Source organism: Aetokthonos hydrillicola CCALA 1050, from assembly GCF_017591665.1.
GTDB lineage: Bacteria > Cyanobacteriota > Cyanobacteriia > Cyanobacteriales > Nostocaceae > Aetokthonos > Aetokthonos hydrillicola.
Genome location: NZ_JAAKGC010000076.1, coordinates 1 through 15,489 on the forward strand (window position 1 = coordinate 1; position 15,489 = coordinate 15,489).

Below are 15,489 nucleotides of genomic sequence, written 5' to 3' on the forward strand. Positions count from 1 at the left end.
TGGTGGAAGAACTGAAGAAAGCCGAGAAGACGGTGAATACAATTACGCTTTCACCTCTTGGCTTGAGCGATACAAATCAGCTAATTGCTGATACGTTGCATTGTACAACCGAGCGATCGCGCTCTCTCACAGAATTAATCAATCGCAAAACTCAAGGAAATCCGTTTTTTATCACCCAGTTTCTCAAAGCATTACACGAAGGTGGGCAAATTACCTTTAATAGTGAGCAGGGGTATTGGGAATGTGATATAGCCCAGATAAATGCGCTATCTCTAACTGATAATGTCGTGGAATTTATGGCGCAGCAGTTGCAGAAATTGCCTAATGAAACCAAAGAGGTACTTAAGTTAGCGGCTTGTATTGGAAATAAATTTGATTTAGCAAACTTGGCGGTTGTTTGGGAACAATCACAAGCACAAACGGCGACTGCTTTGTGGAGAGCCTTACAAGAAGGATTGATTATCCCACAAAATCAAGTATATAAATTTTATTTGAACCATGATCAGACAGAACTGAATATTGGCAATATTGAAAATGCTGCATACCGATTCTTGCATGATCGCGTTCAACAAGCTGCCTATAATCTGATTCCTGAAGCCCAAAAACAAGCGACTCATCTTAAGGTTGGTCAACTCTTACTCAAGAATATAACTGTAAAAGAGCGAGAGCAAAAAATATTTGATATTGTTAACCAATTAAATTACGGTGTTCAACTAATTACTGAACCAAGGGAAAAAGAAGAACTTGCTTGGTTAAATTTATCTGCTAGTTCTAAAGCAAGAGTTTCAACTGCTTACACTGCTGCAACTGAATATGCAACTTTTGGAATTAAGTTATTAAAAGCAGATTGTTGGCAGACTCAGTATCAGTTGGCATTAGAATTGCACAACCTAGCAGCAGAGGCGGCTTATTTGGCTGGCAAATTTGAATTAATGGCGGAACTTATTCAAACAGTCTTAGACTCTGTGTCCGATCCATTGGATAAAACCAAAGTGTATGAAGTTAAAATTGAGGCTTACGGATCACAGAATCAAGCACTAGAAGCCGTTTGTACTGGAAAAGAAATTTTGCAGCTATTGGGAATTGAATTCCCTGATAAACCCAGCGATTCTGAGGTAAAAGGTGAAATAATCAAGACAATAGAGCTATTTAATGATAAACAAATTGAGGATTTAATTTATCTGCCTTTAATGGCAGATAAAACATCCCTGGCAGCGATAAAAATTTTATCTATCATCACAACTTTCGCTTATCAAATAGACACAAATATATTTATTCTCATTTCATTAAAACAAGTTAGTTTGTCTCTTCAATACGGTAATTCTCCGTACTCATCTTTTGCATATGGTAGCTATGGTATTATTCTTTGCCAACTTGTGAAAGATGTTGAATCTGGCTATCGATTCGGTAGATTATCTGTTAACCTTTTGAGTCAATTCGACACTAAAGAAGTAACTGCAAAAATATTAAATGTATTTAACTCCCTTATCAAGCATTGGAGGGAACATATTCAAGAAACGTTACAACCTCTTCTAGAATCTTATTCAATTGGTTTGGAGACAGGAGATTTACAGTATGCATCTATTTCTATCTATTACTACCATGCTCATTTGTATTTCCTTGGTCAAGAACTGGGTACATTAGGAACAAGTACACAAATTTATATCAATTCTCTTCAGAAAATCAAGCAAAACAGGCTAGCGCACTACATTGGAATTCTGAGACAAAATATTTTAAATTTATTAGGAAGTGTTGACGATGTATGTTTTTTGAAGGGTGAAGCCTACGACGAAACAGTTAGGCTTCCGATTAGTTTAGCAAACAATGATATAAGTGAACTTCTAGTTTTTTATTTTTATAAGCTTCAACTTAGTTATCTTTTTTACAAATATGACATAGCCCAAAAATATGCCGAAAAAGCAGAATTTTATTTATCTGGTGGACTAGCACAAGTTGTGTTGCGACAATGCTATTTTTATGCTTCACTAGCACGCTTAGGTATTTTTTTGAGTGTTAACGAAGAAGCCCAAGCACAGCTTCTAAATCAAGTAATAGATAACCAAGAGAAGATGGAAATGTGGGCTAAGTATTGCCCGATGAATGTTCTACATCAATACTATTTAGTAGAAGCTGAAAAGAACCGGGTTTTAGGTAAGAATTATGAAGCAGGAAATTGGTATGATCGCGCGATCGCAGCTGCAAAAGAAAACGGTTACATCCAAGAAGAAGCTTTAGCTAACGAATTAGCAGCTAGGTTTTATCTGAGCTGGCGTAGAGAAAAACTAGCGGCTGACTATATGCAGGAAGCTTACCAGTGCTACACTCGTTGGGGTGCAAAGGCGAAACTAACCCATTTAGAACAACAGTATCCACAATTACTACAAGCGATTGTCGAACCTACGATGACAAATTTTGCCCCTAGCACCAGTAGTGGACAGAATTTGTGGTTAGATTTGCCAGCAGTGATGAAAGCTGCACAAGCTATATCTCAAGAAATTGAGTTAGAAAAACTATTAGCAACCTTAATGCATATTACAATCGCCAATGCTGGGGCACAAATCGGTCATTTAGCTCTCTACCAAGAAGGAAAATGGCTAGTGGTAGCTAAGGCAGATTGTCAACAGGTAGACATGTTAGAAATTCCCCTTGAGCAATACCAAGAAATTCCTCAAAGTTTGATCTATGTAGTTGTACGGACTCACCAAACAGCTGTGTTTGAAAACTTAACCGATTCAGCGCAATTTGCTAGTGACAACTATATCATCACCCATCACCCGAAATCAGTGATGTGTACTCCCATTAGCCGACAAGGACAACTTATCGGTATTTTGTACCTAGAGAATAACTTAACTGTAGGCGCTTTTACTAGCGATCGCATTGAGATTCTACAATTGTTGACTAGCCAAGCTGCCATCTCTGTAGAAAACGCCCGTCTGTATCAACAAACAGAAAACTATGCCCAAACCCTAGAAACAGAGGTAGAACGCAAAACTCAAGCTCTTAACCAAAAAGCTCAAGATCTAGAGCAAACTTTGAAACAATTGCAACAAACTCAAGGGCAATTAATTCATAGTGAGAAGATGTCATCCCTCGGTCAAATGGTAGCTGGTATTGCGCACGAAATTAACAACCCAGTTAGTTTCATTCGCGGGAATATTACCCATCTTGATAGTTATATAGAAGATATATTGCGGTTACTTATACTTTATCAACAGGAATATCCCCAGCCTAGTCAAGCTATTCAAGCTATGAGAGAGGAAATTGACCTTGATTTTCTATATGAGGATGTCAATCAAATCTTAGAATCTATGAAAGTCGGTAGTGAGCGCATCAGCCAAATTGTCTTGAGTTTACGTAACTTCTCTCGATTGGACGAAGCTGAAATCAAAGCTGTAGACTTACACAGTGGAATACAAAGTACGCTGTTAATTTTGCAACATCGCTTGCTAGCTTCTGGAAATCAACCTGAAGTGAGAGTTATCAAGGAGTATGGTAACATACCTCTGGTCAATTGTTATCCTAGCCAATTAAATCAAGTTTTTTTCAATATTATCCACAATGCGATTGATGCGATTCGAGATAATCCCCAAAGCAGCCAAAACCCAGAAATTCGGATTCGTACTGAAGTGATAGACAATGAACGATTGCGAATTGCGATCTCTAACACAGATAGCACAATTCCTGTAAATCTTCAAGACCGCATTTTTGATCCATTCTTTACTACAAAACCTGTTGGTCGTGGTAAAGGTTTAGGGTTATTTGTCAGTTATTCTATTATCCAGCAACATGGCGGCACTTTGACTGTACGCTCTCAGATAGCCGACGGAACGGAATTTAAAATTGTCCTCCCTATCCGGTAAAGTTTCTGACCTGTAAAACAGCTTTCATTAAAAAACCTGTCTGCGGTACTTGTGCAATTTTCGCTACTGTAGTAATATACAGAAATCTCCAGAGAAATTACTAGTTTCTCTGGAGAAAAATAAACAAATTTAAAACTATAAAGTTATCTTAACATGACAGAAAACCTTTTAGCCAGCTCTTTTTCAAACTTTTTTCAAAATTCTCTTCAAGAATTTGCCCTCCAATTACAAGACTCTCAACTAGAGGCAGCAGAATATATCACACTTGCGAAAGAATTACAAGAATTTTCTACAGAATTATCTTTACTTGCTGGAAACTGCCTACAACAAGCTAAAGAACAAACAAAAAGAGGTTTCACTAAATTGGTGGAGTCTTTCGGAATCTCTAAAAGCAATAGCGATAAATTAATTAAATCCTCTGAAGTAGCGCAGCATCTGCCAGAAAAAACTAGTAATGAATTAAGTATTTTTACTCTAAGTGAGTTATCTAAACCTTCCAATAAAGCTGCTTTAGAGGAAATTATTGAAAGTGGTGATGTCAATCAAGTAGAAGCAAAAGAAATTATTAAGAAAAATAAACAGTCTTCACCAAAACCCAAAGTAAGCAAACCTATCCAATGGGAAAAGAATAGATTTGGTTTTAGGGAACTGGTTGTTAGAGTTGAAGATGGAGATGTGGCACTTGCCTTTGAAAAAGGTTACAAAGACTCTAGCCTCCCAATGAGTTTATACCTAGGGAGTCTACTGAAATCTTCAAGCAAACCAGATGTTGCAGAACAACAAATAGCAAATCTAGAATTGCACAACCATATAGAAACGCAGATTCGTGTGGTTGCTGCTGATATAACTCCACATTCCAAGGATAAACCATCACTAAAAATTTGGACATCTGCCATTTATAAAGGTTCTGAACAAGATAGATGGTACGGACAAAAGGTTGTCATCCGAGAATTTTTAGAAGAAAGAGATTTTGTCAGAGTGGGAGTTTTAGGTAGAAAGGCAACTTTTAAATGTAATATTTCTGATCTGGAAATAAGTAGCGGTTAATAAAAGCTCCAAGTCAAAATACTATTCGTCAATAACTGCTAGGACAGCTTTTGGTAAGAGTTTATCTTTAAACCAAACAATTCTAGCTGGAACATTATTTAACTGTACCCCAGCTTTTTCCAAGTTCAAACGTTCCGAAATAGCTAAAATCAAGTTATCACATCCGGAACGTTTTACTTGTGCAAACTTTTTTTGTAAATATTCGGGACGCCAATAACCAACAATTTCTAGTAAGAAGGTACGCCCATCTGGATGAACTAATCTAAAATCAGGAATCATCACGCTTCCGGGAATAGGAATTAAATCAACTTCTCGTTCTAACACCCAATCCGTTTTCATTGCATCCCACTTATCAGCAAAAGAAGACTCAATCATACTATCGTATGGTTTACCTGGTGAATAATGAGATATCAAACCGCAATTAGAATTGAGGGTAAAACGTCCAGTTTTCCAAGTATTGGTGTAAAGATCACGATTTTGCAGCGTAGCAGCAAGACTCCATTTAGTAACATGGAGTAGTGCAGGGATAAGTTTAGCGATCGCCAACCCATACCGCGTACTAGGAGTAAACAAACTTGTAGGACCATCAATTGTAATTGAGAAACCGTGGTCTGCATCACCCTCAATATAAGCCATTAATTGAAATAATTTAAGATAGCGAAACAAAAGCTTATACTGCCCTGGAACATTGCGGTGAGCATTTATAACCAGTTGGCTTGCTTTATAAAACACTCCCTGCACCTGAGATAAATTGTATCGATGTAACAATTCCTCTGGCTTTGGTGTATCAAAAGCAGTCAAAATTCGGTTTTCTGCCAAATCCGCATACAATCCATCACGAACTTGTTTCGGTAAAACTTCTCGTTCAAGTTCACGGCTTAACTCGTCAGCAACTTTATTCAAAGTGACTTCTGCCAATTCTCGACTATTAACAGATTTAGCAGCCAAAGTAAACACCCTTTCTCGTAACATTTGAGGTTCTAAAGGACTCACCACCTCAAATGTACAAAAACTACTTTTGATAATATAAGCTAAACCCCGCTTTATCCTATAGTCAGGAGTATCTCCTTCTAACTCCAACAACTGACGCTCAAGTGCGCCTTGACTTTGCCCAACCAGCTTTTGAAAACAAGAAATTAACTCATTTGCCATCTCCAAATTCTGGTTATCAATCTTCAATCTTTTTGGAGTTATTTCCTCCCCATTTTGTCTGTAAGTTAGCAAATCTGTTGGTAACATTTTTAATCATCCTTGCTCTTCTGTGTTGAAGATTTGGAATTTTCCACTGAATAATTTATCTCCATCTGCTCAGCAGCTTTAGCACTTCTTCCCTTACCAGTACCGTACACAATTTGTAAGTTCTTTTTCTTCTCTTCTCGTTTTTTGCGACGAACACTTTGCTCTTCAGGTGAACTTCCCCCTATTCTTTGTGGTTCATTCCCCCTTCTCCTTGCTGAAGTCCCTTCTTCGCTGGTATCCTCAGCTATGACTTCATATAAAATTGCCTGCTTATTTTTATTGTTACCCTTTCTTAAAACTCTTCCCAAACGCTGAATATATTCTCTTGCTGAACCAGTCCCAGATAAAATAATTGCAATACTCGCTGCTGGTACATCGACACCCTCATTTAACACATGAGAAGCAACCAGAGATTTGTACTCTCCTTCTCGAAATTTTGTTAATATTTCATGACGCTCTTTGACTGGTGTTTGATGTGTGATTGCTGGAATGAGAAAGTCACTAGAAATGCGGTAAACAGTAGCATTATCAGCAGTAAAAATTAAAATCCGTTCTGGGTAATGTTGTGCAATTAAATCAGCAAGAATTCGCAACTTACCATCGGTACCCAAGGCAATTTCCTTTGCTTCCCGGTGTGCTAGCATTGCTCTACGTCCAGCTTGCGATCGCGCACTCATTTGTACAAAGTGCTGCCAACCTTGAAGACTTCCTAACGAAATTCTGGATTCCCGCAAAAAATCATTACGGACTTGAATAAGTTGACTATACCGTTCTCGCTCCTGCTGTGCTAATTTGACCTTAATTTGCACAACTTCATGTTCTGCTAAAGCTTTGCCTGCCAAATCTTCTGCTCGTTTACGGTATACTTCCTTGCCTATAAGAATATTTAAATCAGCGTGTTTACCATCAGTCCGTTCTGGTGTGGCGGAAAGTCCGAGTCGATAGGGAGCGATCGCGTACTCCGCAATCACCCGATTAAAATCTGTCGGTAAATGATGGCACTCATCAAAAATTAACAACCCATACTGATTCCCTATTGTTTCTGCATGAATTGCTGCGCTATCGTAAGTTGCAACTAAGATAGGTGTTTTATCTCGCGAACCACCCCCTAGCAATCCCACTTCAACATCAGGAAAAGCTGCCTTCAAATGAGCATACCACTGATGCATTAAATCCAGCGTTGGCACAACAATCAATGTTGAACGTGGTGTCGCTTGCATCGCCATTTGTGCTAAATAAGTCTTTCCGGCTGCTGTGGGAAGCACCACCACCCCTTGTCTTCCTGCTAATTTCCAAGCTGCTAACGCCTCAGTTTGGTGAAGGTAAGGTTCCATTTCTAGAGTAGAAGTTAATTCTAAAGGAACAAAGGCTTTCGCTTCATCGATAAAATCAGTATTTTGGGCTTGTAGTGCTTCCACCAAAGGACGATATTGAATTGCCCGTATGCGAAATTTCTCTACTCTATCATCCCATGTCGCAAAATCCATCCAAGCTTTACCGCGTGGTGGTGGGTGCAGAATTAACGTGCCACGATCAAAAGTTAATGTAGGAGTGCGAGCCATAGAGCATAGGGCATAGGGCATAGGGCATAGGGCATGGAACATGAGCCATGATCGGTATACCCACAAACACTACATTACAACCATAATGTTACTATGTGAACATAAATGAGGGGATAAAAGACAGAGGACTCGCTATTGATCAAGTGAAAAAAATTTCTTCATCCCTATGCCCCATGCCCCATGCCCCATGCCCCATGCCCCATGCCCCATGCCCCATAATTCGTTAAAATTAACGTAATGCTTTCTGGTTGGTAGAGTGTCTGAATCCTTATCACTGCGCGATCGCTATCTCGCTTTAATCGATGAAATTGTCCAAAACACGCTCAAGGGTAAGATTAGCTCCCAAGAGCAGGTGTATCAAATGTTGTTAAAAGGTATAACGACAGACACAGGAGAAGTGTTTGAGCTTGCTTTGAGCGATCGCCTCACCTCTACCCAGCAACAAGTAGAAACCGAAAAAGACGAACTCAAGCAAGCAAAAGCTACCCGCAGTTTGAGAGCAATTAAGACGATTCAAAGTCAATGGCAACGGGCTCAAGAGCAAAATAAGGCTAATTATGCGATCGCCTCTGCTGCTAAAGAAATTACTACAGCCGATAGTAAGTTACGTCTAGCTGCATTCTTACGTGTTGTTGATCCTAACCGAAAGTATCCACTTTCCTTACAGCAAATCCAGCAGTTGTCAAAGTCTTTACAAACCTTTGCCCAAGCGGATACTGATATACAGCAAATATCAGATGGTATAATCCGAGGTGTGGCGTCTTGGCAGCGATTACAAGATCAATTGGTAAGTTGGATGTACGAACAAAGCCAAGCACTCGGTTTTGGTGGTATACCTGGAGAACGTGGACCATGGGCAACTTGGGCAAAGCAAGTCAATAGTGAGTTACCAGGATCTTTGTTCCGCACATTGGCAATGGAAAAATCGGTCATTGAGTTTGTTCAACAACAGCGTAGCGTAACCCTCAGTGACTGGGTAGAAATAGCATTAATTTTGCAGTACTTGCAACGAGGTTTAGTCAACTGGTTTGACCAACAGACTTACAATATCCAAGCAGGTTCCAAGTTGTCGATTTCAACTTTCTTGACTTTTGCAGTGATTTGGAGTCAATTGGCAAACGCTTTGGACGAAAGTACAGTATATGGTAAAGCCTCTTCCCAAGTCCTGTTACAAATTCTCCGTACTTTTACGCAGCGTTCTTACTTTCCCCTCTATGGTGGGATTTTTGCCTCTTTTTCTGGTACATATTTACGAGATGCGCTGAATTACTTAAACGAACCACTGCGCCAAGCTGAAGGGACTCAAGAAAAAGCACGAATTCTAACACTTTTAGGGTATTCTCAGAGAGCTTTAGGACAATATGATCGCTCTGCCCAGTTTCATCAGGAAGCTTTGGAGATAGCACGCACCTCAGGCGATCGCGCTTGTGAGATTGCAAATCTTAACCACCTCAGCCGTACCTATGTTGCTAAGGAAGATTATACAGAAGCAATTAATTACAGCCAACGAGCATTAATACTAAGTAGACAAACAGGCGATCGTACAGGAGAAGCCAACGCCTTAGTCAATTTAGGCTACAGCGAAGTTATGCAAGCGCAGCAGACAGAAGATGTAGAACCAGAAACTTATGAAACAGCAATTAACTATCTGCAACAAGGCTTAGCATTATCAGAAAAATTAGGCGATCTTCAAAGCAAAGCTTTATGTGTTAGCAGTTTAGGTATTGCCTTTTTAGTTATTCAACAACCACAAGCAGCTATCAAATACTTAGAAGAAGGCTTTAAGATAGCACAAACTGCTGGTGATTTGCACATGCAAGGTGTGAACTTAGGTAAATTAGCTGAAGCTTATTACCATTTACAAAACCAAGACAAAGCAATTTACACTGGTTGTCTGGGTATGTACTTGTTAAATCAAATTGCTTCTCATGAGTGGCGAAAACCAGCAGGTTTATTGACAATTTTGCATGGACAAATTGGAGCCGAAGCATTCAACAATTTATTACAGCAACATCGGTCTAAAATCATTTCCGTCATTGGAGTAGATGGTTATGATCACATTCCGCATTTGTTAGAAGAATATAAACGAAGTATGTAAGGAGTAAAAAGTTATGCTGAATATAAGCTTGGATGATGAGATAGAAAAGTATTTAGTAGAAATTCTCGCACACGAAAAAACAACAAGCAATGAATTAATAAAACGACTACTGGTGGAACATTGGCAGAGCTTACAACCTCGTAAAACGATTTTAGAGCGAATGGGCGGTTATCCCGAAAATTTACTGAATGGGCCTAGTGATTTATCTGATCGGGATAAACGATACAAGTACCTAGCTGAGCATTTCCAGCGTCGCTATGAAGAAAGCCAGCAGAAACAACAAGCATGACATATTATCGTGTCATTCTTGTTGATAGCTCTTTACTAATAGCATTTTATAATGCTACAGACGCTTATCACACTCAAGTTCGTGGTTTCTTTGCCAACTGTACTAGTGATCTAATAACTACAGTCGCGTGTGTTACTGAAGTAATGTATTTCCTTGCTTTTAATTCGCGAGTGCAAAATACGTTTTTATCGCACTTAACAAATGGTGTATATAGCTGCGAACATCTTACTACTGAGGATTTTACAAGAATTGCTGAACTCAACGCTCAATATGCTAACTTACCAGGAGATTTTGCCGATTTGTCATTGATTGCTATTTCTGAACGTTTGGAAATTGCTGCTATCGCAACTCTTGATAAGGACTTTGATATTTACCGTCGCTATCGACGCTCACCGTTTGAGCGAGTGTTTCGCCCATGATATATCTTGAAACTTATTTTTATGCAAACACTTACATTTCACTATCAAGAAATTAAAGATAAACTAAAAACACAACTAAAAGCTGCAGAGACAACTGAGCAAACTGTCAATATACTTCAGGATGAGATTAACAAGCTCGCAGATTTAAATGGTGATTATATTAGAAGTTTGACTCCATCACAGGCGCGTATTGCCATAGTCATGTTAAAGGAACTGAATCAATACACTAGCATTTTGAGCTTAATCAAATTGCAAGATTTAGAACCGAACGCTGTAGAAAAATCTCATAAAAATGACACTTTATCGCCTTTGACAAAAGTTTCTCAGATAGAAAAAAATCTACAAGCTTTAACATCACCTAATTATTACCAGCAAGTGTTATTACAACCGGTGCAGCGAAACCGTGACGTTATCGGAAGCTTACTTGCTGGTTTTACGACAGGAACGTTTGCTGGCGGTTATACATGGGGATTCATAGGCGCAATAACAGGAGGAGTGATTGGAAAAATACTTCAACCAAAGAAGTTACCGGAGAACATCGATTTTGCTTCACTGCCAGAGCCCCGCAAAAATCAGGTTAAAATAAGTATAGATATCGATAAATTGTTGAATTATCTCTATCAAGCTTTGCAATCAATTGACATTACTGTTGCTGCTTATGGCACAAGAGAAGAGAAAGCACCGTTACCTGGGCTAGAAAATAACCTAGACTTGTTAGAGTACCTGCAAGACTTGATGGCGGATGCGCTGAATCAAGAGACTCAGCTTCCAACTACTGTGCGTAGGCGTATTGAACAAGCTGCAACGATTTTGCGACATTACGGAATACAAGCACAGGTTTATCAACCTGGTGAGAAACAAGACTCGGGAATAGAAGCGGATTTAATGTTTTACTTTGAACCGAGTCTTGATCCAAAAATCACAGACTACGTTACCTTGAAACACGCTTTTGTTAAAGATGATCAAGTGCTTTTACCTGGGTATGTGATCGAACCCAGCCCCAGCCCCTCTGGGGAAGTCAAAAGTCAAAAGTCAAAAGTCAAAAGTCAGGGAGTAGGGGGTGGAATTGATGTTGTCTGATTGGTTATTTTACTTTATTTCTATAAACTCAAATGCATGATTATCACGATATTAAAATTATTGGCTTTGATTTAGGACACGGAGAAACGGCTCTTACTTGGGTGCGAGCAGATAATCAAGAAACTTCTCCTCAAAGTTTGCTGATTAATAATCGTAAAAGTCAAACTACAGCCATCGCCCATCATCCCAAAAAAGGAGTGATTATTGGCGAAATGGCTTATTTAATGCCGGATGCAAATTTTTTTCAAATTGCTTTTAAAACAAGGCATTTTAATGATATAGCATTTCAAAAAAATATTAAAGAATTTGTTAATGCAATTTATCAACATTTAATTGATACTAATCAAATTCAGTCAGGAAATAACAACTATTTTTTTATAGGTTGTCCATCAGGATGGTGGCAAGAAGAAACTGAAAATTATAAACAACTCCTTGAGGAAAGTTCTTTACCAAATGTCACTGTAGTTAAAGAGTCACGTGCTGCTTTGATGCACGCTAAAGAAAGTGGTATCTTCACCATAGAAGAATTACAAAAATCTGTGCTGGTGATTGATATTGGTTCATCTACCACAGATTACACTCTTGTTAAGGGTATGTCTGATACTCCGGTAGATTTTGGGCACGATTTGGGTGCATCACTCATTGACAAAGAAATTCTCAAGAAAACCCTGGAATGTCATAGACAATATAGAGAGGGACGTGAAGAAATTTTACGGCTAGGAGAACTTCTTAGTGATGAAGAAATTTTCCAACTAGAAGAGATTTCGCAGTTAGAGCATATTTTTGAGGAAAACCAATTATACAAGAATCGTTGTGAACTGCGATGCCGTAAGGCAAAAGAAGAGTATTTTTCCTACCAGGATTCTTACGAAGAAACCATTGTTAATGTGGGTAGCGAAGATATTCAAAGACAATATAAGTTTTTGCCTTTGGTTAATGGCAAAATTATGAATGCAATCCTTAACCAACCTGTAGCAGAACTAGGTAATAAAAGTTGGCGTGATGCTTTTCATGACCAATTACAGGCGGTAAAACAGAAATTAGCTCAGCAAGGGATTGAACCTAGTGCTATTCTACTTACGGGTAGTGCTTCTAAGATGTGGTTTGTTCTAGAAATATGTCAAAAAATATTTGCCGATTTGTCTTGCAAAAGAGATGGAGAACCTGAGCTTTCGATTGCTAGAGGATTAGCGCGTTGGGGACGGGTTTATATTCGTACAGCTTGGTTTATGGAAGAAATTAGTCACTTCCTTGATCAAGAATTAACAGGTATCGTTGGGAGTCATATACCTGAATTTTTAGAGAAATTATCACAGGAACTAGCAAATGGCTTGGTAGAAGAAGTCATCAAAAAACAAGTAAAATCTTGGCGCAATCGAGAGATTATAAAGCTTTCAGATTTAGAGTCTCAAATAGGACAAAAAGCTAAAGATTGGTTAACAGGAAGTGATGCAAACCACAAAATGACTAGCTGTCTAATCGAGTGGCTAGCAAGAATTCAGAATGAAGTTAGGGAGAAAACAAATTCAATCTCTAATAAGTATGGTTTACCGCTTGGGACATTTGTTAACAAAACAATTGAATTGAATGACCATACAGGAAAGGTACCTACATCTGTATCTCTAGAGGATTTTACTGGACTTTCTATATTTGTTGGACACCTGGTGGCTTTAATTGTTGGCGTTGTTTTAGCAGGGTTATTTCATATCCTCATTTTTGCAGGGATTATTGCACCTATTGTTGGGATAATAGCTTACTTTGTAGGTGAGTCGTTTGTTAAGGATATAGATATACCTGCTTGGGTGCGCAAATTAGTACCTGATCAGAAAATTGATGAACTAGCTTATCAGCAGAAACCACAATTACAACAAAAGATCCTGGAGACTTTAACCCAAGATCCAACAATATCTATTAAGTTAGCAAAATCTATTAGTGAGTGGCTGAAAGAAACTGTTCAAGAACAAGCGGATAAGGCTAGATTGTTAATTGCTTGACGCATATTATAAACAGTTATCAGTTATATTCTTAACTGATAACTGATAACTGATAACTGATAACTGTTCAATGATTTAAAGAGGAGTAATACTAGCAATCTTACCGCCCTGACGCTGAACTCTCTGCATATGAGGAGTGAGTTCTTCATAAGGAATAATGACGGCTTTGTTAACCCTGCGAACTTTAGGATAACCTGGTCCACTAATTGCTGCAACTTCAACGCGGAAAAGACGACCAGAACCGAAAGCTTTTGATCCACCAAAGGCGCTGTAGGAAGCGTCACCTTTGAGAGCAGGTTGGAAAGCAAAACCACCTGCACCACCGGAAGGAGGTACTACCGTAGATGCAGTATTACGAGCTAGATCCTTCACCAATCGGGGTGCACCACCAATTAACTGTGCACTAGAACTATTGGCAAAGCCTCGATAAAGTTGTAGTAGACGGGGGAATCCAACGGCTCTTTGACCAACACCTGTGGTTTCAAGATCGCGGTAGTAAGGCACAATATTTTCACCAAAGTATGCTTGATACTCGGGAGAGTTAATGTAGGAGTCAATATCTCCATCAAAGCCTTTGGATTGATACAGGTTTAGGTGTTCGGTGATTTCCGATTGGTCATAAGGTGCTCGCCCTAACAGATGCTTAAAGTTAAGCTCAATCGTCCGGCTTTGGAAATTATTGTAGAAGAACTTTTGTTTGTATAGTTCAGATTTAGCAACTAGACGAACAAACTCCTGGACGGTGATCGAGCGATCGCGCAGCAAAGATTCTGGAATTACAAGACGCTCAGACTTAAGCAGATGAGGATTACCTAACACCTGCTGATAAACAGCAAGAATAATCGCTTCAATATCTCTTGGAGTCGCATTGGGACGCAGTTCTAACGGACTAACATCACTAAAAGCTGACGTCCCTAGACGAGGTGCTGCTGTTGTAATAGCCACTTAAAAAACTCTCCTGCAATAATTCTTAATACAATGGCTGACGTTCCCCAAGCTAAAAATGTGGGGAGTCTTCCGGTTATTGGTTATTTAGACAGCGGTCACACTGATGACTTTACTGCCAGCACGACTCAACTGTTGTAGCTTATTGGTTAATTGGTCATAAGAAACGATCAGTTCGGTTGTACTCCGACGCACAACAGGGGATTTGGCTGATGCAGCTTGTAACACTCGCAGTCGGTAGACATTACTACGAGAACCACCTACAGGACCAGAAAGCTGTCCACCAGAAGGAGCTTGGATTGGAGTTGCCAAATTTTTGGAAACTTCCCAAGTTAAGCGGGGTTGTTTTTGTGCTTGTGCGCGATCGCTATTAGCATAACCGCGATAGAGGTGTAACAAACGGCTAAAGCCGATGGCTCTTTGTCCTGGGTGATCGACTTTAAAATCGCGGTGATAGGGGACAATGTTATCGCCAAAACTATCTTGATATTCTACTGATGTGAGGTAAGAATCAATTTCGGCTTCGTACCCTTTAGATATGAATAGATCTAAATGATAAGCAATCTCGGTCTGATCGTAGGGTGCTCGTCCCAGTAAGTGCTTATAGTTCAACTCAATAAAGCGCACATGGAAGTTAGGATACAAAAACTTCTGACGATACAGTTCTGACTCAGCGATCGCTCTAACAAAATCTCGCACCGAAATCAGACCCCGTACCAAAAGCGACTCAGCTCCGACCAACCGCTCAGACTGCATTAAGTGGTCATTGCCTAGCACCTGCTTATAGGCTGCTGAAATTACCGCCTGTACATCATCTTGAGTCCAATTAGGGCGCAATTCAACGGGTTGTGTTTCCTCAAAGGGTTTAATCCCCAATCTCCCTGCTTCTTGTAAGCCAGCCATATTAGTGTTCTCCTAAGAAACTAAATCTCTAAACAACTTTATGTCACAAATTT

The 15,489-nt window shown here is 39.3% G+C and carries 11 protein-coding genes; 7 read left to right on the plus strand and 4 right to left on the minus strand.

Annotation, left to right across the window (positions count from 1 at the left end; genetic code table 11):
- Positions 1 to 3,860: trifunctional serine/threonine-protein kinase/ATP-binding protein/sensor histidine kinase (locus G4P69_RS27410; protein ID WP_208352550.1), on the plus strand; the 3,860-nt coding region annotated here is incomplete at its 5' end.
- Positions 3,861 to 4,013: 153 nt separating this feature from the next.
- The gene (locus G4P69_RS27415; RefSeq protein ID WP_208342807.1) at positions 4,014 to 4,907 is read left to right on the plus strand and encodes a hypothetical protein; all 894 of its coding nucleotides are present in this window, start codon (positions 4,014 to 4,016) and stop codon (positions 4,905 to 4,907) included.
- 21 nt (positions 4,908 to 4,928) lie between these two features.
- Here G4P69_RS27415 and G4P69_RS27420 read toward each other — a convergent pair whose 3' ends face one another.
- Positions 4,929 to 6,146 carry a DUF790 family protein gene (locus G4P69_RS27420; protein WP_208342808.1) on the minus strand — a complete coding sequence of 406 codons (1,218 nt, stop codon included), beginning with the start codon at positions 6,144 to 6,146 and terminating at the stop codon, positions 4,929 to 4,931.
- A gap of 2 nt (positions 6,147 to 6,148) precedes the next feature.
- On the minus strand, positions 6,149 to 7,708 hold the full coding sequence (locus tag G4P69_RS27425; RefSeq protein ID WP_208342810.1) for a DEAD/DEAH box helicase: 1,560 nt from the start codon (positions 7,706 to 7,708) through the stop codon (positions 6,149 to 6,151).
- A 256-nt stretch (positions 7,709 to 7,964) separates the two neighbouring features.
- Here G4P69_RS27425 and G4P69_RS27430 point away from each other — a divergent pair, with 256 nt between their 5' ends.
- From G4P69_RS27430 to G4P69_RS27450, 5 genes are read left to right on the plus strand one after another with little or no spacing between them, the layout of a single operon-like run.
- Positions 7,965 to 9,806, plus strand: a complete 1,842-nt coding sequence (locus G4P69_RS27430) for a tetratricopeptide repeat protein (RefSeq protein WP_208352553.1) — start codon at positions 7,965 to 7,967, stop codon at positions 9,804 to 9,806.
- Between the two features lie 13 nt (positions 9,807 to 9,819).
- Entirely contained in the window at positions 9,820 to 10,095 is a 276-nt protein-coding gene (locus tag G4P69_RS27435; RefSeq protein ID WP_208346104.1) for a hypothetical protein, read from the plus strand.
- Complete coding sequence (locus G4P69_RS27440) at positions 10,092 to 10,514, plus strand: type II toxin-antitoxin system VapC family toxin (RefSeq protein ID WP_208346105.1); 423 nt, start codon at positions 10,092 to 10,094, stop codon at positions 10,512 to 10,514. Before G4P69_RS27435 ends, G4P69_RS27440 begins: the two co-directional genes overlap by 4 nt.
- A 21-nt stretch (positions 10,515 to 10,535) precedes the next feature.
- The gene (locus G4P69_RS27445) at positions 10,536 to 11,594 is read left to right on the plus strand and encodes a hypothetical protein (protein ID WP_208352556.1); all 1,059 of its coding nucleotides are present in this window, start codon (positions 10,536 to 10,538) and stop codon (positions 11,592 to 11,594) included.
- A gap of 32 nt (positions 11,595 to 11,626) precedes the next feature.
- Positions 11,627 to 13,588, plus strand: a complete 1,962-nt coding sequence (locus G4P69_RS27450; RefSeq protein WP_208352559.1) for an Hsp70 family protein — start codon at positions 11,627 to 11,629, stop codon at positions 13,586 to 13,588.
- A 75-nt stretch (positions 13,589 to 13,663) separates the two neighbouring features.
- On the opposite strand, the gene G4P69_RS27455 is transcribed toward G4P69_RS27450, so the two are convergent.
- Both G4P69_RS27455 and G4P69_RS27460 read right to left on the minus strand, forming a co-directional pair.
- On the minus strand, positions 13,664 to 14,533 hold the full coding sequence (locus G4P69_RS27455; RefSeq protein ID WP_208352561.1) for a phycobilisome linker polypeptide: 870 nt from the start codon (positions 14,531 to 14,533) through the stop codon (positions 13,664 to 13,666).
- Between the two features lie 87 nt (positions 14,534 to 14,620).
- Positions 14,621 to 15,436 (minus strand): phycobilisome rod-core linker polypeptide, encoded by an 816-nt coding sequence (locus tag G4P69_RS27460; RefSeq protein ID WP_208352563.1) that lies wholly within the window; start codon positions 15,434 to 15,436, stop codon positions 14,621 to 14,623.
- Between the last annotated feature and the right edge of the window lie 53 nt (positions 15,437 to 15,489).

Coding starts and splice junctions, on each gene's coding strand:
- G4P69_RS27460 (WP_208352563.1), bottom strand. CDS start 15,436: ATGGCTGGCTTACAAGAAGCAGGGAGATTGGGGATTAAACCCTTTGAG.
- G4P69_RS27415 (WP_208342807.1), top strand. CDS start 4,014: ATGACAGAAAACCTTTTAGCCAGCTCTTTTTCAAACTTTTTTCAAAAT.
- G4P69_RS27420 (WP_208342808.1), bottom strand. CDS start 6,146: ATGTTACCAACAGATTTGCTAACTTACAGACAAAATGGGGAGGAAATA.
- G4P69_RS27445 (WP_208352556.1), top strand. CDS start 10,536: ATGCAAACACTTACATTTCACTATCAAGAAATTAAAGATAAACTAAAA.
- G4P69_RS27440 (WP_208346105.1), top strand. CDS start 10,092: ATGACATATTATCGTGTCATTCTTGTTGATAGCTCTTTACTAATAGCA.
- G4P69_RS27435 (WP_208346104.1), top strand. CDS start 9,820: ATGCTGAATATAAGCTTGGATGATGAGATAGAAAAGTATTTAGTAGAA.
- G4P69_RS27450 (WP_208352559.1), top strand. CDS start 11,627: ATGCATGATTATCACGATATTAAAATTATTGGCTTTGATTTAGGACAC.
- G4P69_RS27425 (WP_208342810.1), bottom strand. CDS start 7,708: ATGGCTCGCACTCCTACATTAACTTTTGATCGTGGCACGTTAATTCTG.